At 57.5% G+C, this 18,984-nt stretch carries 19 protein-coding genes; 14 read left to right on the top strand and 5 right to left on the bottom strand.

The genetic code is table 11. The features are described 5' to 3' along the window. Positions 1-19 precede the first annotated feature (19 nt). The 10 genes from fliB (at position 20) to B9N72_RS15200 (ending at position 8,303) form a co-directional block, all read left to right on the top strand. Positions 20-1,243, top strand: coding sequence for a flagellin lysine-N-methylase (fliB, locus tag B9N72_RS15245; protein WP_143477842.1), 1,224 nt, complete (start codon positions 20-22; stop codon positions 1,241-1,243). A gap of 421 nt (positions 1,244-1,664) precedes the next feature. After that, positions 1,665-2,501: a flagellin N-terminal helical domain-containing protein gene (locus B9N72_RS15240; protein ID WP_085277160.1), complete on the top strand. Its 837-nt coding sequence runs from the start codon at positions 1,665-1,667 to the stop codon at positions 2,499-2,501. A gap of 83 nt (positions 2,502-2,584) precedes the next feature. After that, positions 2,585-2,989, top strand: a complete 405-nt coding sequence (locus B9N72_RS15235; protein WP_159453046.1) for a flagellar protein FlaG — start codon at positions 2,585-2,587, stop codon at positions 2,987-2,989. 37 nt (positions 2,990-3,026) lie between these two features. Beyond that, on the top strand, positions 3,027-4,361 hold the full coding sequence (gene fliD / locus B9N72_RS15230; protein WP_085277158.1) for a flagellar filament capping protein FliD: 1,335 nt from the start codon (positions 3,027-3,029) through the stop codon (positions 4,359-4,361). 11 nt (positions 4,362-4,372) lie between these two features. Next, on the top strand, positions 4,373-4,804 hold the full coding sequence (gene fliS / locus B9N72_RS15225) for a flagellar export chaperone FliS (protein WP_143477841.1): 432 nt from the start codon (positions 4,373-4,375) through the stop codon (positions 4,802-4,804). Next, on the top strand, positions 4,797-5,132 hold the full coding sequence (locus B9N72_RS15220) for a hypothetical protein (protein WP_085277156.1): 336 nt from the start codon (positions 4,797-4,799) through the stop codon (positions 5,130-5,132). The genes fliS and B9N72_RS15220 overlap by 8 nt, the downstream gene beginning before the upstream one ends. A gap of 484 nt (positions 5,133-5,616) precedes the next feature. After that, positions 5,617-5,946 (top strand): DUF2802 domain-containing protein, encoded by a 330-nt coding sequence (locus B9N72_RS15215; protein WP_234986003.1) that lies wholly within the window; start codon positions 5,617-5,619, stop codon positions 5,944-5,946. Beyond that, on the top strand, positions 5,943-6,953 hold the full coding sequence (fliK, locus tag B9N72_RS15210) for a flagellar hook-length control protein FliK (protein ID WP_085277154.1): 1,011 nt from the start codon (positions 5,943-5,945) through the stop codon (positions 6,951-6,953). The genes B9N72_RS15215 and fliK overlap by 4 nt, the downstream gene beginning before the upstream one ends. Beyond that, on the top strand, positions 6,934-7,260 hold the full coding sequence (locus B9N72_RS15205; RefSeq protein ID WP_085277153.1) for an EscU/YscU/HrcU family type III secretion system export apparatus switch protein: 327 nt from the start codon (positions 6,934-6,936) through the stop codon (positions 7,258-7,260). The genes fliK and B9N72_RS15205 overlap by 20 nt, the downstream gene beginning before the upstream one ends. Before the next feature lie 176 nt (positions 7,261-7,436). After that, complete coding sequence (locus B9N72_RS15200) at positions 7,437-8,303, top strand: NAD(P)-dependent oxidoreductase (RefSeq protein WP_085277152.1); 867 nt, start codon at positions 7,437-7,439, stop codon at positions 8,301-8,303. Positions 8,304-8,514: 211 nt separating this feature from the next. On the opposite strand, the gene cyoE is transcribed toward B9N72_RS15200, so the two are convergent. The 5 genes from cyoE to cyoA are packed head-to-tail and all read right to left on the bottom strand — an operon-like array spanning position 8,515 to position 13,381. Then, positions 8,515-9,441, bottom strand: coding sequence for a heme o synthase (cyoE, locus tag B9N72_RS15195; protein WP_143477839.1), 927 nt, complete (start codon positions 9,439-9,441; stop codon positions 8,515-8,517). Positions 9,442-9,452: 11 nt separating this feature from the next. Continuing rightward, entirely contained in the window at positions 9,453-9,776 is a 324-nt protein-coding gene (gene cyoD / locus B9N72_RS15190) for a cytochrome o ubiquinol oxidase subunit IV (RefSeq protein ID WP_085277150.1), read from the bottom strand. Further along, positions 9,776-10,393: a cytochrome o ubiquinol oxidase subunit III gene (gene cyoC, locus B9N72_RS15185; RefSeq protein ID WP_085277149.1), complete on the bottom strand. Its 618-nt coding sequence runs from the start codon at positions 10,391-10,393 to the stop codon at positions 9,776-9,778. The genes cyoD and cyoC overlap by 1 nt, the downstream gene beginning before the upstream one ends. Before the next feature lie 6 nt (positions 10,394-10,399). After that, positions 10,400-12,439 (bottom strand): cytochrome o ubiquinol oxidase subunit I, encoded by a 2,040-nt coding sequence (gene cyoB / locus B9N72_RS15180; protein ID WP_085277148.1) that lies wholly within the window; start codon positions 12,437-12,439, stop codon positions 10,400-10,402. A 9-nt stretch (positions 12,440-12,448) separates the two neighbouring features. Continuing rightward, positions 12,449-13,381, bottom strand: coding sequence for a ubiquinol oxidase subunit II (cyoA, locus tag B9N72_RS15175; protein WP_085277147.1), 933 nt, complete (start codon positions 13,379-13,381; stop codon positions 12,449-12,451). A 1,608-nt stretch (positions 13,382-14,989) separates the two neighbouring features. Between cyoA and B9N72_RS15170 the strand changes: the two genes are divergently transcribed. The 4 genes from B9N72_RS15170 (at position 14,990) to B9N72_RS15155 (ending at position 18,984) form a co-directional block, all read left to right on the top strand. Continuing rightward, positions 14,990-16,117, top strand: a complete 1,128-nt coding sequence (locus B9N72_RS15170) for a PP2C family protein-serine/threonine phosphatase (protein WP_085277146.1) — start codon at positions 14,990-14,992, stop codon at positions 16,115-16,117. Positions 16,118-16,146: 29 nt separating this feature from the next. Further along, on the top strand, positions 16,147-17,235 hold the full coding sequence (locus tag B9N72_RS15165) for a protein kinase domain-containing protein (RefSeq protein WP_200811008.1): 1,089 nt from the start codon (positions 16,147-16,149) through the stop codon (positions 17,233-17,235). Further along, entirely contained in the window at positions 17,232-18,353 is a 1,122-nt protein-coding gene (locus B9N72_RS15160) for a serine/threonine-protein kinase (protein WP_085277145.1), read from the top strand. The genes B9N72_RS15165 and B9N72_RS15160 overlap by 4 nt, the downstream gene beginning before the upstream one ends. A 427-nt stretch (positions 18,354-18,780) precedes the next feature. Next, positions 18,781-18,984 carry a hypothetical protein gene (locus B9N72_RS15155; RefSeq protein WP_085277144.1) on the top strand — a complete coding sequence of 68 codons (204 nt, stop codon included), beginning with the start codon at positions 18,781-18,783 and terminating at the stop codon, positions 18,982-18,984.

The raw sequence follows: 18,984 nt of genomic DNA, 5'->3' as shown, positions 1-18,984 counted from the left end.
CCCAAACTAAGGAGGCGAGATGAAGGCGGTTCTGAACAAAACCATGGTTGTCCCTCACTATGTGACGCAGTTTCAATGTGCGGGCCCGGCATGTCCTGATAGTTGTTGTGCTGGTTGGCGGATTACTTTCGATAAGGAAACGTTTCTACGCTACAAGAACAGTCCCGATCCGGTGCTCAAGCCACTGTTCGATCAATATCTGAAGCGGAATCGCCAAGAAACCTCTCCCGCCATGTATGGACAGATTCTTCTGGAAGGTGAGCAGCAGCGTTGTGGATTGTTGACCGACGGGGGGCTGTGCCAGGTGCATGCCCGCCTTGGTGAGGCCGCATTGTCCAATACTTGCTATATCTACCCGCGCCATGTGCGGCAATTTGCCGGACAGTACGAGCAGGCATTGACCCTGTCGTGTCCGGCAGCGGCACGTCTGGCACTGCTGTCGCCAGACGCGTTCGACTTTGTCGCCGCCGATTTCGAAACTCGTAAGGACACGCTTGTCATTGTCGGGGCGAAGTACGGTTTCGATGCTGTGACGATGGACGAGGTGCGAGTGTTGATGATGCAGTTACTGCGTACTGAGGGCATCAGCGTTGCGGAGAGGCTCGCCGTGATTGGTCTGTTTTGCGAACAGCTTGACATGCTGATTCGCGAGCGGCGCCATGCCGAACTGCCGGCACAGATCGTCAGCTTCATCCAGATGGTCGAAAGTGGAGCGGTACTCGAAGGCGTGGGTGCCTTACCGCGCAACGAAGCCTTACAGGCACAGATTTTTGTTTTGTTTTTTGCTGGGGTGCGGTCAGAGCGGTATTCGCCATGGCAGCAGGAGGTCTTCGAAACGATAGTACGCGGCCTTGGCTCCGACGCAAACGGTCAGGCCGCTCAGGAAACACTGATTGCTCAATACCAGAGTGGCCGGGCCTTGCTCAACACGGTGGAAGGCTTGGAAGACAAATTGGAGCGCTATCTGCTTAACGAGGCAGCACGAGAGTTGTTTCCGTGGTCATCCACCTCGCCCTATCGGCACTACGTGCAGCTTGTGGTGCACTTTGGCATTGTGCGGCTGATGCTGGCCGCCTATGCCGCCGCGCATGACCGGGCCTTGGCGCCAGACGAGGTAGTTCGGGTGGTGCAGGTGTTCTGCCGCGCCTATCAGCACAATGCAACGTTTATGGCCAATGTACAGCACATTCTGTCTCGAAGTGAGTGGAATACGCTTGACAAGCTTTACGCCTTACTCAAATAAGCATGACGGATTTTAGATATTGCGCCCCTGTCCTTGGGAAGCATCCCTGCATGCGTATCTGATTGCCACACAATGTTTGGATAGATGCGGTGCTTGTACCGCGGTCGAGTGGCCTCGAAGAGTTGAAAGGGGGCTCGAGTTGCAACAAACTTTCTGCGCTGGGTGATAAATGCCGCGTGGTAACGCTGCTGATGGTTTGGTGACTATTGTCAAGAGCTTTGATCTATTTTTCTTTAATGTGTTGAATTATATGCTTTTTCGCCCGGACGGACTGTTTTGGCAACACCATGGCAATGGTCAACAAATTTTTTTGGGCAGGATGCTAAAGTATTAAAAAGCACTGCCGATAACTAGGATGTGCGGTGGATGTTCTGCCGCGAAGTAACAAGCGTCCTCTGTTATCGTGTAAGGAGCCTCCGCCATGTCATTGTTCGTTAATACCAACGTTGCCTCGCTCAACGCCCAGCGCAATCTGAACAGCTCGGGAAATGCCCTGGCTACCTCGCTGCAACGCCTGTCCTCCGGTTTGCGCGTTAACAGTGCCAAGGATGATGCCGCCGGGCTGGCGATTGCCTCGGGAATGAACGCCCAGATTAAAGGTTCCAACCAGGCTGTACGCAATGCCAACGACGGCATCTCGCTGTTGCAGACCGCTGAAGGCACTGTCGGCCAGATCGAAGCCAACGTGCAGCGTATCCGCGAGTTGGCCGTCCAGGCCGCCAACGGTACCTCGTCGACCGACAATATTGCCCAGATCAAGAGCGAAGTCGATGAGTTGCAAAAAGAAAATACCCGTCTGATCGGTGGCACGACGTTCAACGGTCAGCAGCTATTCGATACAGGTAAGTTGCTCGATACTGGCTCTGATTTCCAGATCGGTGCGGGCAACACGACCAACGATAAGGTAAATGTTAAAGTCACTGGTATTGATACGACTAGCCTTAAGTCGGCTGCATCCATCACCTTGGCCTCTCAAGGCGACGCTCAGACTCTGATAGGCGATATGGATGCTGATCTGAAGACTATTGCTACCGCCCGCGCAACGATGGGTGCATTGCAAAACCGTTTCTCAGCTGTCGTTGCAAACCTGCAGACTTTCTCGGAAAACCAATCGGCGTCGATGTCGCGTATCATGGACACCGACTTCGCCGCCGAATCGGCTACGCTGACCCGTAACCAGATCATCCAGCAAGCCGGCACCGCGATGCTCTCGCAGGCCAACCAGATGCCGCAAGCGGCGCTGAGCCTGCTGAAGTAAGCCGTCGAGGCTTTGCCTCGCAAGCGTAAATCGGGGCTCCAGTCTGTACTGGAGCTTTTTCCCTTAACTTGGGGATGCGTCGCATGGGAACGAATGTCTTACCGTTGGTGAGTGCCGCTGTACAAACGGTGGCAGGGCGTGCACCTGAGCAACTGCCACAATTTTCCAGCAAACAGTCGTCCGCAGCCGCACCGGATACGGGTAATGCAGTGTCGGTGGTCAATGCGCGCGACAGTGGACTGGCTAGTCAGCAGCATCAGCCCGACGAGAAAACACTGAACGAGAGCCTGGAAAAGCTCAACAATCATGTGTCGTTATTCAACAGCGATTTGGAATTCACCACCGATAAAGATACCAATACGCCTGTTGTTCGTGTGGTCGATCGCGTAACCAAGGATGTAATTCGGCAGATTCCATCCAAAGAAGCGGTCAAATTAGCCCAAGCGCTTGAGGACCTGCAAGGGTTATTGATCCGCGATAAGGCATAGCCGTTATACTGTAACGCCGCGTTCAAGGAGAATAACGATGGCTTATAGCATGCCTACTGGCCTGGGGATGGACATCAACCAGTTGGTCAGCCAACTGATGTCGACTGAGCAAGGGCCAATCAACAAGGTCAAGAGCACGATCAAGACGATCGACACCCAGGTGTCTGACCTTGGCAGGCTCAAGTCGGCGTTGTCCGACCTGAAGACTGCGATGAGCAAGATGACTGCATCGGACTTCTTGAACACCAACAAGGTAACGTCGAGTGACCCGGCCACAGTCTCGGTAAAATCGGACGGTACAACACCTAATGGTTTCTTTCAGCTGAACGTTACTCAGTTGGCGACTCCACAGACGGTGACCTATCAGCTAAGCGGTGTGATGGACCCGAAAACTGCCGTGTCCGGCCTGCAGGGAACAGTGACGATCAACGGCCAGTCGGTCGATCTGGGCACGTCGGATTTGTCGTTGACCGACTTCGTATCGAAGGTGAATGGTGCCGGTGTCGGGGTGACGGCCTCGTTGGCAAGTCAGGGGGGCGGCAGTTACAAAGTAGTGTTGATGGGGCAGAAGACCGGTGAGGTGGATGGCAAGATCACCACTGATGGCCAGAATCCACCACTTGGTGATCCATTGGCAGGGCTGTTGGCCGGCACCGGTAATACGCCGGCTGCAATTGGAGGTTCGGCGGCACAAAGCACTCAGTACACACTGAATGGTGTTTCGTTAACGAGCCAGAGCAATACCATTAGTGACGTTGTACCAGGTTTGACCCTTAGCTTTAACAAATTAGGCAGTAGTGGTGTCTCGGTCGAACGTGACATTGATGCAATTCAAAAGAAAGCGCAGGACTTTGTTGATGCCTACAACAAGGTGGTTGATCTCACTACCTCGCTAAGAGGCAAAGACGGTTCGTTCAAGGGTGACAGTATGTTACTGTCGGTGCAGCGTCAACTGTATGAACAAATTAATGCACCATACAATGCCTTGGGTAGTGCAACCCAAATGGACTCCGCTCCCTTGGTAAAAATCGGCATTACACTTGATAGTGGCGGCAAACTGAAGCTTGATGGCAGTACGTTTTCTAAAGCTTTGCAGAGTGACCCCGATGCGGTTGCTAAGATGCTAAAGGATGGCCCTGGGACAAAGTTGGTTAATGGAATTACTGACTTATTGGATTCCAAAGGCCTGATTGGCACTCGTGATGAAAATCTGCAGACCAACCGTCGGCAACAGAGCAATCGTCAAGATAGCTTGCAGGAAGCATTAGACAAGCGAGCAATAGCGTTGAAGACCCAATATTCAAAACTGGATGCTAGCCTTGCAAGCATGCAGGCTTCGCTGAATCGGGTCGCTTCGTCCCTCGGCATGTAATTTAGGTGTTTATGGGTATCAATCGACAATTGCAGCAGTTTCAACGCGCCTATCAGGACGATGTGCTCCAGACCAAAGTATTGGGTGCGAGTCCAGTCGAGCTGATCGTTTTGCTGTATGAAGGGGCGATCGAGGCGCTGGAGCAAGCACAGAAAGCCATTGGGGATGGCAACATTCCTCTCAAGGGTAAGATGGTCAATAAGGCTTCCGACATTATAGAAGGGTTGCGTGCCGCGCTTGACTTCGAGAGGGGCGGCGATCTTTCTCCTCGGCTGAACGAGCTGTATGTGTTTGCCAATCAGCAAATTTCCTTGGGGCATATCACTAACGATGCCTCGGTACTGCAGCAGGTGATCGATCTGCTGCGCGAATTGCTGTCGGGTTGGCAGCAGCTTGCCCGTGATGAGTCTGCGCGACGTGGGCAGGGGATACCTCATGCCTGACCGCAATGCGCTGATCGAGCGTTATGCAACGCTGACCAGCGAGCTGCTTGAGTGTTGCCAGACTCCGGATTGGACCGTGCTGGAGCCCTTGTTGGCCGAGCGCAATGCAGTCGAGGAACAATGGTTGGCCGAAGTGGCCAGACAGGCGCTTTCCCCACAGGAGCGCTCGCAGTTGCTGGAGTGTGTCAGCCAGTTGCAGCAGGCAATGGCCTTGCTTGAGCGGCAGCGTGCTGAGTTGCTGCAAGGTTTGGATGAGATCGAGCAGGAACGCCGCCAGCTTAAACAACTTAATCTCAATCTTAATCGTCTGGATTCCACCTACCGCTAGTCCTGTCACTCCTGTAAATCATTGTTTACACAGAAACCGCTGTCGTACAGGTGGTTGCCATGGTCGCTTGGAATTGCTGCCTGTGGGATAGGGGGCGATGAAGGGTATGGTTCTGTTAGGGGCAGTGTAGACGCTAGCTGGCGTTGTTTGGCTTGGTCACGGGGAAGATTCACTGCCGTGCCCAATACTTTCTCCTCTGAGCCTAGTCTGTGTTTGTCCAACAAACCCGCAATGAAGAGCGTCTCCGCTGCGCCTATGGCGAATAATGCAAATGTCTTCACGCGGGCTGGATACGGTTGAGCGCTGTACCAAGCTGGAATCCTCTCCGTCATTGACCAACCGGCAACAGAAGCTCCTGAAAATTTATCGTTAGGGCTCGGCAAGTTGGGCTTGGGCCACAGGGCACCCTGCTGTACTCTTAAGAGTAGCAAGATGTTATGAGTAGAGGCCTGACGTGTCTATTTGGACGATAGTATCCTTGGCGGTGTCTGTGGGTACCCTAGTTGCGCTGGCGTACCTGTGGTGGCGCGCAAAACGCGATGGGGAGAGCAGCGCAAGGCTGACTGCTCTTCACCTCGATCACCTGCAACAGCAACTCAGCATGCTGCAGCGAGATATGGAGCATCTGGCCAAGAGCAAATCCCTGCCCAGGCCGCAGAGCAAGGGGGAGGACTTGACCTCTACGCCTTACAATCAAGCTATCGAGCTTGTCAAACATGGCTTGTCCGCGGCAGAAGTGGCCGAGCGCTGCGGCATTTCCCGCAGCGAGGCCGAGTTGATCGTTTCCTTGTATCGCAATAATTCCACTTCATGATTTCACCCCTGTCCGGCAAGGCCCTAGCAACCACGTCGGTTTCCGGCGTCCGTCTGCTGGGCGAGGGCGGGCGGCTGCTGCTGGAAGCCGCCGTCCTGCCGGCCAAGGTGCCGCCGTTGATTCTTGGCGAGCAGGTCTCGGCCCGGGTGGCGGAAAGGCTCGACAACGGCCAGTTCGCCGCACTGATCAAGAATGGCCTATTTACCCTGAATCTGCCCAAGGGCATGCAGCTCGCCGGCGACACGCTCACTCTGCGCGTGACCAGCCTGGCGCCCCAGCTGACCTTTGCCCTGGTCGACCAAACCGCCGATGCCGAGGTGCAGGATGGTTCGGTCGATGTCTCCTTGAGCCCCGCCTCGCGCTATCTGACCGACTTGCTGCACAGCGGCAAGAGTGTTCCGGCACAGCCCGGTCTGCGGCTGGATGCATCGAACCAGGATACGGCCGTACTGGCCGAAGCCCTGAAGAAGGGGGCGGACAAGAGCGGCCTGTTCTACGAGTCGCACGTCAAGGCCTGGGTCGACGGCCGGTTGCCGTTGGAGAGCCTCAAGGACGAACCGCAAGCCCGGCTCGGACAAAGCCTCGAGACCATACAGGGCCCGTCCTCCACCGCCCATGGCAAGGCAGCCCAGGCCGAGCTTGGCAATCTGGTGCAGCGGCAACTGGATACGCTGGAGAACCGCCAGCTGCAGCTGGAGGGCTGGGCCTGGCCCGGTCAGCCCATACAGCTGATGGTGGAGCAGGAAAAAACCGCGGAGCGTCAGGCCTCGGGTGCGGAAGAGGGGCCGGTCTGGAGCACCCGCCTGGCCCTGGATCTGCCGATGCTCGGTGGGCTGTCGGCCCGCATCCGTATTGTCGGCGGGGCAGTGCAGGTCTCCTTCGCCACCGAAGAGGCAGCGACCGAACAGTTGATCCGCGACCACGCTGGCCGGCTCGAGTCGGGGCTGGGGACCGCCGGACTGAATCTCGCAACGCTGTCGGTGAGCCATGACGAAGCCCCCAGCTGATCCGGCGCGCCGCTCAGCCATCGCCCTGAGCTACCAGGACGGCGCGCGTGCGCCGAAGGTGGTGGCCAAGGGCTATGGCGAGCTGGCCGAACGCATCATCGAGCGTGCCCAGGAGGCCGGCGTCTTCGTGCATGACTCGCCGGCGCTGGTTTCGCTGCTGATGCAGGTCGATCTCGACCAGCAGATTCCGCCGGATCTGTACCGCGCGGTGGCCGAGGTGCTGGCCTTTGTCTATTTTCTGGAGCACCAGGCGGCGGGCCGTGATTTCGAGTTTGACGCGTGGCTGTCGCAGCGGCCTGCTCCCTGATCCCCGTCGTCGACCCGTAGGGCGGATGCGCCTGCCTCACCGGGGCGATCCGCCGCGCCTCGCCATGTCATCATGTAATACGGCGGAACGCCCTTTGGGCTTCCGCCCTACTTGGCTGAGCTGTCGGCTTTCCGTATGCTTTTCCCCTGAATGCCATAACGTTGACGAGGAATGGAATGAAAGTAGGTTATATCGGGCTGGGCATCATGGGCCGCCCTTGCGTGCTCAATCTGCTCAAGGCAGGGCATCAGGTCAGCGTATGGGCGCGTCGGCGTGAATCTGCCGAGGCCTTGCTCGCGGCCGGCGCCCACTGGTGCGACTCCCCGGTCGAACTGGCCGCCGAGGTCGAGCTGGTGGTGACCAATGTGTCCGACACGGCCGATGTCGAAGCGGTTCTGCTCGGCGACAATGGCATCGCGCAGGGGGCCAAACCGGGGCTGGTGTGCGTCGACATGAGTACCATTTCGCCGATCGGTGCGCGCAAGATCGCGGCCAGCCTGGCCGAAAAGGGCATCGATTTCCTCGATTGCCCGGTATCGGGTGGTGAGGTCGGCGCCATCAATGGCACGTTGACCATCATGGTCGGCGGCAAGGCCGAGGCGCTGGAGAAGGCGCGCCCGGCGCTGCAGGCGATGGGCAAGACCATCACCCATATCGGTGAATCCGGGGCAGGGCAGGTGGCCAAGGCGTGCAACCAGATCGCCGTCGGCGTCGGTGTGGCGGCAGTGGCCGAGGTGATGAAGCTGGCCAAGGCCTGCGGGGTGGACCCGGCGCCGGTGCGCGAGGCGCTGCTCGGCGGTTTCGCCCAGAGCCGGGTGCTGGATGTTCACGGCCAGCGCATGATCGACGACAACTATGCGCCGGGCTTCAAGGCCAAGCTGCACCTCAAGGACATGGGTATCGTGCTCGATACCGCGCATGAGCTGGGCATCAAGCTGCCGGAAGCGGAGCGGGTGGCCGGCCTGATCGGCGAATTGGTTGAGAAGGGGGAGGGCGAGCTGGATTCGTCCGCCATCGCCCGGCTCATCTGGGACAAGAACTGAGCGGGACGACGCGCTCGGTACAAATGAACAGGGCTCCAAGCGGAGCCCTGTTTGTTTCGGGGAGGCTCAGAACCTGTTCACGATCTTGCTGCGCATCCCTGATCGGGGCTCATGTGCTGCTCGAAATCCTCATGTACTGTGTGTACATTCCGGTTTCTGCGCTGCGCTTCACCCCGCTGAGGGCTGCTCGCGACAGGTCGTGAACAGGTTCTTAGGCGACCAACTTGCCTAGGGCTGCCAGCACCCCGCTGCCGGGGGCAGGGGTGCAGCACAGCTCGGGAATCTGGAAATCCACCGCCATCATCACCGAGAGTGCGGTAATGGTGATGATGGAGAAGAAGAACACCTGACGCGCCCACACCCGGTCGTCGGTACTGCTCTTGTAGCCCGACAGCGCCATCTTGAGCCACCACAGGCTGGTGGCACAGGCCACGGCGAGGTAGCCGTAGCCGGCGTAGCCGCCGAAGGCCAGCATCGCCGTCGCCACGGCGAAGGCCAGGATGTAGAGCACGATCTGCTGCTTGGCGGCTGAGATTCCCTTCACCACCGGCAGCACCGGGATGTTGGCGGCCTCGTAGTCCTTGAAGCGGAAGATCGCGATGGCGTACGAGTGCGGCATCTGCCACAGGCAGAACATCAAGAGCAGAATGGCCGCCCCCATGTCGAACTGGCCGCTGACCGCACAGTAGCCCGCCACCGGCGGCACCGCGCCGGACAGGCTGCCCACCAGGGTGCCGTAGACCGACTTGCGCTTCATGTACAGGCTATAGACGCCGACGTAGATCACGAAGCCGAACAGTGCGCAGGCGAAGGCCAGCGGGTTGGTCCAGAGCCAGAGCGTCCCGAAGCCCGCGATGCCCAGCACGATACCGTGCCAGAAGGCGGCCTTGAACGACATGGCGCCAGTGACCAGCACGCGGTTCTTGGTGCGCGCCATCTTGCTGTCGATGTCGCGGTCGATGCAGTTGTTCAGCGAACAACCGGAGGCGACCACCAGCGACAGCCCGATGATCGTCGCCAGGAGCAGCCCGAGGTCGACATGGCCCCGCGCGGCGAGCAGGAAACCGCCCGCCGTCGAGATCAGGTTGCCGAAGATGATCCCCGGCTTGGTGACCTGCAGGTAGCGTTTGAGTTTCACGTCAGGCGCTCTCAGGGCATCATCAGCGCGTCGGCGCTGAAGATGATCCATACCGACAGTACCACCAGCAGCACGATCACCAACGCGGTGAACAGGAAGGCCAGGCTGTTGACGCGGCCTTCGCTGCTGAAGTTCAGGTGCAGGAAGTACTTCAGGTGCACCAGAATCTGTACTACGGCGAAGCCGGCGATGGTGAGCAGGGTGTCGTGAGGGTTCAGGCCACCGTTCATCACCATCCAGAACGGGATGACGGTCAGGATGACCGACAGCACGAAGCCGGTGAGATAGGATTTGACGCTGCCGTGGCTGGCGGCGTGCTCATGACCATGGCTCATCAGATGGCCCCTTTCAGATAGACGACGGTAAAGACGCAGATCCAGACGATGTCGAGGAAGTGCCAGAACATGCTCAGGCAGTTCAGGCGGGTCATGGCGCGGCCGGTCAGGCCGGTCTTGATCACTTCCAGCATCATTACCGCCATCCAGATCAGGCCGGCGGTCACGTGCAGACCGTGCATGCCCACCAGGGCGAAGAAGCCGGACAGGAAGGCGCTCTTGTCCGGGCCGTGGCCCTCGGCAATCAGCGCGCCGAACTCGTGCAGTTCCATGCCGATGAAGGTGGCGCCGAACAGGAAGGTCACGGCCAGCCAGCCCAGGAGGCCGGCCTTATTGCCCTTGTGGCCGCTGATCATGGCGAAACCGTAGGTGATGCTGGAGAACAGCAGCGCGAAGGTTTCAATCAGCACGAACTTGAGTTCGAAGATGTCGTGGCCGCCAACGCCGCCGTTCACGTTGCCCACCAGCACCGCGTAGGAGGCAAAGGCGCTGGCGAACAGGATGCAGTCGGTCATCAGGTAGAGCCAGAAGCCCAGCTCGACGCTGGCGCCGCTGTCGTGGTGCTCATGGTCGTCATGAGCGTGCGTGTCGTGCAGTGCAGTTACGTGCGAAGTCATGGCTGATTACACCTGCTCCAGAGTTTTGGTCGGACGCGGACGGGCGGTTTCGCGCTCGTCGTAGCGGTCGAAGTCGATGCCCATCTTTTCGAAGCGCTCGCGCTCGATGGATTCCACTTCGTCCGGCTGAACGTAGTAGTCGAGATTGCTGTCGTAGGCACGGCCCAGCATGCTGGCGATGATGCCCAGCAGGCCGACGATGGCGAGCCACCAGATGTGCCAGATCAGGGCGAAGCCGCATACCAGGGTGAAGCCGCCGATGTAGACGCCGGCCGCGGTGTTCTGCGGCATGTGAATCGGCGCGTACTGCTGCGGAATCTCATAGGCCACGCCTTTTTCCTTCATGTCGGTGAAGGCGTCGATGTCATGCACGTGCGGGACCTTGGCGAAGTTGTAGAACGGCGGCGGCGAGGAGGTTGACCACTCCAGGGTGTGGCCATTCCACGGGTCGCCGGTCACGTCGGCAAGCTGCTTGCGGTTGCGCACGCTCACGTAGATCTGCAGCAGCTGGCAGCCGATGCCGATGGCGATCAGCACCGCGCCGATGCAGGCGGCGTACAGCCACGGGGTCCACAGCGGGTTGTCGGTGTGGTTCAGGCGACGGGTCATGCCCATGAAGCCCAGGATGTAGAGCGGCACGAAGGCGAAGTAGAAGCCGGTCTGCCAGAACCAGAACGCGGCCTTGCCCAGGCGCTCGTCCAGCTTGAAGCCGAAGGCTTTCGGGAACCAGAACACGAAGCCGGCGAGATAGCCGAATACGGCACCGCCGATGATGGTGTTATGGAAGTGGGCGATCAGGAACAGGCTGTTGTGCAGCATGAAGTCGGCACCCGGCACGGCCATCAGCACGCCGGTCATGCCGCCGATCGAGAAGGTGACCATGAAGCCAAGGGTCCACAGTACCGGCGCGGTGAAGCGCAGGCGGCCGCGGTAGATGGTGAACAGCCAGTTGAACAGCTTCACACCGGTGGGCACCGAGATCACCATGGTGGCGATGCCGAAGAAAGCGTTCACGCTGGCGCCGGAACCCATGGTGAAGAAGTGGTGCAGCCACACCATGAAGCCCAGTACCGTGATCACGCCGCTGGCGATGATCATCGAGGTATGGCCGAACAGGCGCTTGCCGGAGAAGGTGGAGATCACTTCCGAGAAGATGCCGAAGGCCGGCAGGACCAGGATGTACACTTCCGGATGACCCCAGGCCCAGAACAGGTTGAGGTACATCATCGGGTTGCCGCCGGCTTCACTGGTGAAGAAGTGGAAGTCCAGGTAGCGGTCCAGCGTCAGCATGGCGAGCGCGCCGGTCAGGATCGGGAACGAGCTTACGATCAGCACGTTGGCCCAGGTGCAGGTCCAGGTGAAGATCGGCATTTGCATCAGTTTCATGCCCGGTGCGCGCATCTTGAGGATGGTCACCAGGAAGTTGAGCGCCGTTAATGTCGTCCCTATGCCGGATATCTGCAGGGCCCAGATGTAGTAATCCACCCCCACGCCAGGACTGTAGGCCAGTTCGGACAGCGGCGGATAGGCCACCCAGCCGGTCTTGGCGAACTCACCCACGCCGAGCGAGATGTTCACCAGCGCCGCGGCGGCGACCAGCAGCCAGAAGCTCAGCGAGTTCAGGAACGGGAAGGCCACGTCACGGGCGCCGATCTGCAGCGGCACCACGATGTTCATCAGGCCGGTCATGAACGGCATGGCCATGAAGATGATCATGATCACACCGTGGGCGGTGAAGATCTGGTCGTAGTGTTCGGGCGGGAAAATGCCGTGAGCGCCGCCGGTGGCCATGGCCAGCTGGGTACGCATCATCAGCGCATCGGCGAAGCCGCGCAGCAGCATGACCAGCGCCACGATGATGTACATCACGCCGATCTTCTTGTGGTCGACCGAGGTCAACCACTCTTTCCACAGGTAGCCCCACTTGCCGAACTTGGTGATGGCGGCAATGATCGCGAGACCAAACAGGCCGGCGCCGGAGAGCGCCCCCATGATGATTGGCTCATGGAACGGTATGGCGTCCAGAGTCAGTTTGCCTAATAACATTGTCTTTCCTTACTCTTTAACGACCGGCGTCTTGCACAGGCTCTTGGAGAGCGCGGCAAGCTGAATGGGGCTGAGTCCGGATTCCATGGAGGTCTGGTGGCCGGCCATGTACTTGTTCAGTACGCCGTAGAACAGGCCCGGGGTGACGGACGAGAAGTGCTGTACCGGGTTGTTTTCACTCTGGTTCAGCAGTTGTGCGTAGCTGGTGGCGTCCAGCGGCTTGCCGCTGCGTACCTGTTTCACCCAGGCGTCGAACTCGGCCGGAGTGGCGGTGGCGGTGGCCTTGAACTTCATGCCGGAGAAGCCGGCGCCGCTGTAGTTGGCCGACATGCCGTCATAGCTGCCGGGCTCGTTGGCGATCAGGTGCAGCTTGGTCTGCATGCCGGCCATCGAGTAGATCTGGCCGCCCAGCTGCGGGATGAAGAAGGAGTTCATCGCGGCATCGGAGGTGATCTTGAAGTTCACCGGGGTGTTGGCCGGGAAGACCAGCTGGTTGACGCTGGCGATGTTCAGGTCCGGGTAGATGAACAGCCATTTCCAGTCCAGCGACACGACCTGCACGTTGATCGGCTTCACGGCCGAATCGAGTGGGCGGTAGGGGTCGAGCTTGTGGGTGCTGTTCCAGGTGATGACGGCGAGGAAGGAGACGATGATGATCGGGATGATCCAGACTACGGCTTCGATCTTGCCGGAGTGCGACCATTTCGGGTCGTAGGTGGCGCTCTTGTTGCTGGCGCGGTATTTCCAGGCGAATCCCAAGGTCATCAGAATGACCGGAACGACCACCAGCAGCATCAGCACGGTGGCTGTGATGATCAGGGATTTTTCGTCTGCCGCGACCTGACCTTTGGGGTCAAGAATACCGCCCTGGCAGCCGGAGAGCAGGGCGGCGGCGCCCAGTGCAAGCCCTCGTAAAATGCGTGGGTGTTTACTGTTTATCATCCTACGACCTTAGTTGAAGTGAAAGTAGCTTTTTGTCATGCCCAAGCAAGACGAACGTGGCAGGGGTCGACCGTCACCTCGATCAGGCTTGGGGGAAGCAAACGCGTATTTCGCCTAAAGGCGGAATAACAAGGCCAAACGCCGCAGTCCCGGTCAAATCGGCACGCCGCGACGTAGCCGGCTACGGCTATTTCAACCTCGCGATGGCCCCGGTGATCACTTGATAAGAACGATTTGGCGATCGTTCAGATAGATGGCGTGACAGTAGAAATTCACTGCTCGACTTGCACGGGCTCGAGCCTGGGAGCGGACGGAAAGACCTCTTGCGAGGCGGGTAGCCGCGTTACCTGGCGAGCCGTTGACGACACGGCAATGCTTGTCGATTACTTCGCTTTAGATAAGGAAAAGCGAATGGAATGGGGTGGTCATTCCATCCTTAGGATCTGAACTGGACGGGCTGTATTGAAAGCCATTTTTGATGCTTGTTCAATACCGCTGCCGTGGCGCTGGAGGCCGGATTGGCCTGGTTCGGGCGATGGCCGCAGGTGCGCTGCTTTGATGTGTTGCCGCTAGCGCCTGATATATTAGGGTTCTATGAATTTCGCATGTATCGGAAACGAGGCTATGGCCTTGTTACAAACCGTTACAAAATTCTGCTGAAATAATCGCAGAGAGGCCTAGACAGGGAGAGGCCCTGGAAATGACTCGCCGTCGCAATAGCTGCGGTCCAGTGCAGATGGGCGGGAGAGGAGGCGGGCTCTGTCGTCTTCAGAGCCGTTCGCAGGCGAGATGTTCCGCTCAATCGGGCCGGGCGCCCTTGATTTGGATCAATAGTTGCCCGTAATAGCGGCGCGTGGCCACGATGGCATGAAAAAAGCCCCGACAGGCGGGGCTTTCCGAGACGTTGGCCGAAGCGGCGCGACGGCTTATTCGATATTGAATTTGTTTGCTGAGTAGGTGGCTCAAAGCCATTCTGTTGCTTGGTTTGTTTATTCGAGTTTTTCATTTGGGTACACCCTTGGGTACACGTTTATGAAGAATGCTCTGTTTATTGGCGTTTCTGCGAGGTCGTAACCGGTCTTCTTTAGAGTCCCCCTGTGGTGACCACCTCTCTGCACCAACCATTCGGGTGGTTGGTAGCTCAACCGTTCAAGCTTGTTGTGCTCCTCTTGCACTCGTGTTGCTGCGCTGGTTTATTATGAGTCCGTTTGCATGTCACTCGCGGTAGTCAGCCTTGGCGGGAGCTAACAACAGTACCGAGGGAGAATCCGCAAACCTTGGCTGAGTGGGGTTGCCTACATCCGGCGTATTCCGGCGTATCTGACCACTGGTGCCGGTCCACGCTGACCACCAACGGCACTCTTTGCTGGTTGTGACAGAAATGGCCGGCTGTGCCGTCTCCACGACACGGGGCTGCAGGTGGCGGAGTTCGGCCAGCAGCGGACTTTGATCTCCATTGCCCGATTGCCCGGAAGACCGCTGCAGGTTAGTTTCTTCCTACAGACTTGCGTCTAGAGTGACACCTTTTGCGGCGACTGGTCAGCAACAGTCGCGTTGGCCGACTGAAGGCTGTGCCTCCGAGCCAGCTGTTCAAGGTAACATACAGGCATGATGATCCAAAACTCGTACAACCCTCCCCCGGGAGCTCCTTTGCTCCAAGCCACGATCCTGGACGAGATCGTCGGATCGCAAGCCTCGCAAATGGTCATAGACGAGCTTGGGCTCGCCATGGCCACGCATCCTGGTTTCAAGCGAGACCGGAACGAAGATCGCATCGCGGTTGTGCGCATCGAGGCACCCAATACAGAAACGTACACGGTCGCACTCGTCTGTGATGGTGTCGGTGGATCAGAGTCGGGTGACCAGGCAGCAGCTATTGCGATTACTAGCATCATTGTCGACCTCGCTCAGCAGCAGGTACACCCTTCTTTGAAGGAACTAGCCGTTGCTCTTGTTAGGCGGGCCGACGACCTCGTCCGAAAGGAGCTTCAAGGGCGTGGTGCGACGACTCTAGTGATGCTCTTAACCACCGCGAGCGGGCATCTTGTCTGCGCTAACGTTGGTGATAGCCGCGCGTACAGTTGGGATCCAAGTTCGAGCAAGTTGAATCAGGTCACTATTGACGACACGATTGAGAACGAGCTGAAGAATCTACCGGGTAACCCCGCCGCTCTAATCAAGGCACGCGGACTTCAAGGTCGGCTCTCCCAGGCAATTGGGGAAAGCGGGAGAACAGCAGACGAATTGCGTATCCAGACATACACAAAAGAGCACTTTCGTCTCGGCGCTGTGCTGGGTTCAGACGGATTGTGGCGCGCGGCAAGGGACTTCGAGACCGCCGTTGCAAACGCAAGCACGCCAATTGACGCCGTTCGAAGGTCCATCGCCCTTGCAAATTGGGTAGGTGGCGTGGACAACGCTTCGTTGATTGTCGTTGGTGATTTGGAACGGCTGTGTGGTGGTCGAGAGGTACAGGCCTCAGATGGTCGACGGCAAATGGAAATCACTTTGTGGCTGCCGTCCGCTAAGATCAAGATTTTTACGAATGACTTGATAGGCGAAGGCAAGTCCGCGCAAGCGCGCGGCAAGTCAGAAAAGGTGAAGCGTAGAGCAAAAAAGAAGGAACCCCGAGATACCGTAGACGAGTTGCAGCTAAAACTTGATACGGCCGAATCCAACGAGGCGAGGCCGAAGATTGAAGTGATGATTAACGAAGAACCCAAGCAGGACGAGTAAGCTAAGAAGAAGATGAAAGGGAGTGAGGGGTGAAACTGCCGCAGCGATACAAAACTCTGACGAAGAGCGTACTGGCAGGGGGATTCGGAACAGTTATCCCACTTGAGGACACCTTCCTCCGAAGAGTCGTCCTGTTGAAGGTGATGCAGGACACAGCAAACAACGCTCAACTTCAGAACGAACTCAAAGGCCTTTGCAAGGCCCGGTCTCGTCATGTTGTCGAAGTGTACGATGTCATTTTGAATGATAATGGTGAAATCACGGGCGTCGTCATAGAGCGTCTCCGTGGCCGCGACTTCTCCGCATTTCATAAGGAGGCGGAGAGCAATCCACAACTCTACATCAAAATCCTATATCAGCTTGCATGCGCTCTTCGCGACTTGCACGCAGTTGGCATCGTTCACCGCGACCTGAAACTCGACAACTTCAAAGAGTCGGCTGCTGGCGTCGTCAAGCTATTTGACTTCGGAATATCGTCATCAGACGGCGGGTATCAGACTAAGCAAAACAAGGGCACGCTGATTTATGCAGCGCCAGAGCTGTATGTTCCGGGCGCGACGATTACGCCCGAGATGGATATCTATGCTCTAGGCGTATGTGCATGGGCGCTTGCCCATCCCAAGTTCCCTACGCAGTTGTTGGAGATGCCACCGCAGACCTCCGGGCGTGCCTCATCCATTAGCACCGTGATGCCAACCGCTGACAAGCAAGCTGATGGTCTTCACAAAGAAGTGATCGACATTCTCTATGCGTGTCTTGATCCGCAGCCAAAGAACCGGCCCTCAGCAGATCAGATCAGTTCGGTATTGGCTAGACACCTCAGTCGGAACAAGCATCGTGGCCTCTTTGTGCAAGGTATGCATAAAGTGTTTGAGCTGTCCGCGAAACAGCCATCGGTCACGTTGAAGATTGGTACGTTGGGCCAATTAAAAGTCACCTATGACGGTCTTCGATTCTCGATCGCTGAGGTTGACGGTTCGGTCAGCATCAACAACGTACCGGCTGAACCTGGCAACGTGCTGCACGAAGCGTGTGTCCTTGGATTTGGTGATACTAGCTTGGGTTCGTCCAGGCAGTGGGTCACATTCTTCTCGTCGCACCCGGAGGTTGTTATATGAAGTTCAAGGCCGGCATGGTCATCGCGGGGCGGTACAGGGTTGAGGCTTTCCACCTTGAAGGTGGTATGCAGGAGGTCTATCGTTGCTTCGACCTTGCGCTGGAACGAGTCGTTGCACTGAAGACGCCGCGCGAGGGAATCGTGGACAAGCGCTTTAGTAGGGGCGCGCAGATGGGAGCCCGCGTTGTACACCCAAATGTGGCAGCAACTCTTGACTATGTCGAGGAAGGCCCCAACCGATGCTTGGTGGAGGAGTTCATTGAAGGAAAGGATCTTGGCAGGCGTCTCGCCAGCGACTTTGCCTTTCTCGACCCGTCGCTCGCAGCTTGGGTGGTACATAACATCGCTAAGGGAATTCAGGCTGCGCACAAGGTGGGCATCTGCCACCGCGATCTCAAACCCAGCAACATCATGACGTCCGCCGATGGTCACATGGACATCATCAAGTTGACCGACTTTGGCATCGCTAAGCTTGCCGAGAAGGAACTGGAAGCCGAGATTGAGAAATTCGAGCAAGATGAAAACACTCTGACTTCATCGAGTACGCTTCTCGGGGCGGTTCCGTATTTGGCCCCGGAATGCTGGAATGATTGGTCAAGCGCTGGCCAGCCAGCTGACATCTGGGCACTAGGTGCAATCGCCTGCCACTTGCTACTAGGAAAGCCACCTTTCGGCGGGGGCAAAGGAGCCATCATGAAAATGGCACAAGCGCAACTGACCGGGAAAATCGAATTGAAGTCTCCCGAATGGTTTGGGACGCATCAGGAAACGGCCCTACTAGAGCAGGAACTATGGTCTCTCGTACATAGTTGCCTGCAGATTGACCCTGAGCTTCGGCTTAAGGCGGATGAAGTCGTACAAAGATGCGAAGCTCTCTGCTACTCGGCTGCACCGAGAAAGACTGGGGTGATAGCGACCTATCCCCACAAGTACGCAAACGGCGGAACAGCTACGGCCGGTTACATATCAGTAGATGGTGGGGGCTCTGTTTTCTTTCATCTCAGCGAATTCTTCAGTGCAGGAGTCAAGCCCAAGATTGGTCAGCGCGTAAACTTTGGTATTGCGGCGGGGAAGCCAAAGGAGCGCTGCTCGCCAGTACTACTTTTACTGAACCCGTAGCGTTCCACCGCCGTTTCGGCTCTCTGGGAGGCTTGGCGATGGCAAAGAATACCTCCTAGACGCGGCGGGTGCCTACGGCGGGGGCATCTGCACTCTGCTCATGAACCTTGCCAAGTAAAGGGTAGCCCCACCACTGATCGGCCGCTCGGCGTGAAGGCTCGAAAGACCGCAAAAGGTCGAACTGAGTCACTGCCTTATGCCCACTGCGATGTCCGTTCTCTGGTTGTCAGCGGTCACCAGCATGCTGGTCATGCTTGAACCGGCATAACGGTCAATATGCTCCAGTACATGCACATCTGGTAGATTGGCTGGAGGAAGATCACAGCGTGGTCGCTGTATACCTTGCTCGCTTTTGCCCTTAAGGGACTCGAAGGCTGGTAAGTAATTTAGGAAGGCCGCATTGCAGCAATGAAAGAGGTCTGCTCAGATGAAGTTTAACAAAGCACAACGTGAAGGCATCGCAAATATTTTCGGTAATGTAGGGACGGTCGCAATACTAGGCGGTATTGCCGGCAGACTGTATTTGGATAATTTCAGCACCGCGGGGGCGGTTTACTTTGTTGTCTCTGGCATCGCTTTGATTGCAATGTCCATGCGGTTGCGTCGAAGCCACGACAAGGAAGCTAACTAA

This window comes from Pseudogulbenkiania subflava DSM 22618, assembly GCF_900177275.1.
In the GTDB taxonomy this organism is placed as follows: Bacteria; Pseudomonadota; Gammaproteobacteria; order Burkholderiales; family Chromobacteriaceae; genus Pseudogulbenkiania; species Pseudogulbenkiania subflava.
The sequence above is the reverse complement of the archived record's forward strand: the minus strand, read 5'-3'. Positions and strand labels throughout refer to the sequence as shown.

What these genes read in the sequence shown, in the direction of transcription:
- fliB (WP_143477842.1), top strand. Translation starts at nt 20, where the DNA reads ATGAAGGCGGTTCTGAACAAAACCATGGTTGTCCCTCACTATGTGACG.
- B9N72_RS15240 (WP_085277160.1), top strand. Translation starts at nt 1,665, where the DNA reads ATGTCATTGTTCGTTAATACCAACGTTGCCTCGCTCAACGCCCAGCGC.
- B9N72_RS15235 (WP_159453046.1), top strand. Translation starts at nt 2,585, where the DNA reads ATGGGAACGAATGTCTTACCGTTGGTGAGTGCCGCTGTACAAACGGTG.
- fliD (WP_085277158.1), top strand. Translation starts at nt 3,027, where the DNA reads ATGGCTTATAGCATGCCTACTGGCCTGGGGATGGACATCAACCAGTTG.
- fliS (WP_143477841.1), top strand. Translation starts at nt 4,373, where the DNA reads ATGGGTATCAATCGACAATTGCAGCAGTTTCAACGCGCCTATCAGGAC.
- B9N72_RS15220 (WP_085277156.1), top strand. Translation starts at nt 4,797, where the DNA reads ATGCCTGACCGCAATGCGCTGATCGAGCGTTATGCAACGCTGACCAGC.
- fliK (WP_085277154.1), top strand. Translation starts at nt 5,943, where the DNA reads ATGATTTCACCCCTGTCCGGCAAGGCCCTAGCAACCACGTCGGTTTCC.
- B9N72_RS15205 (WP_085277153.1), top strand. Translation starts at nt 6,934, where the DNA reads ATGACGAAGCCCCCAGCTGATCCGGCGCGCCGCTCAGCCATCGCCCTG.
- B9N72_RS15200 (WP_085277152.1), top strand. Translation starts at nt 7,437, where the DNA reads ATGAAAGTAGGTTATATCGGGCTGGGCATCATGGGCCGCCCTTGCGTG.
- cyoD (WP_085277150.1), bottom strand. Translation starts at nt 9,776, where the DNA reads ATGAGCCATGGTCATGAGCACGCCGCCAGCCACGGCAGCGTCAAATCC.
- cyoC (WP_085277149.1), bottom strand. Translation starts at nt 10,393, where the DNA reads ATGACTTCGCACGTAACTGCACTGCACGACACGCACGCTCATGACGAC.
- cyoB (WP_085277148.1), bottom strand. Translation starts at nt 12,439, where the DNA reads ATGTTATTAGGCAAACTGACTCTGGACGCCATACCGTTCCATGAGCCA.
- cyoA (WP_085277147.1), bottom strand. Translation starts at nt 13,381, where the DNA reads ATGATAAACAGTAAACACCCACGCATTTTACGAGGGCTTGCACTGGGC.
- B9N72_RS15170 (WP_085277146.1), top strand. Translation starts at nt 14,990, where the DNA reads ATGATGATCCAAAACTCGTACAACCCTCCCCCGGGAGCTCCTTTGCTC.
- B9N72_RS15160 (WP_085277145.1), top strand. Translation starts at nt 17,232, where the DNA reads ATGAAGTTCAAGGCCGGCATGGTCATCGCGGGGCGGTACAGGGTTGAG.
- B9N72_RS15155 (WP_085277144.1), top strand. Translation starts at nt 18,781, where the DNA reads ATGAAGTTTAACAAAGCACAACGTGAAGGCATCGCAAATATTTTCGGT.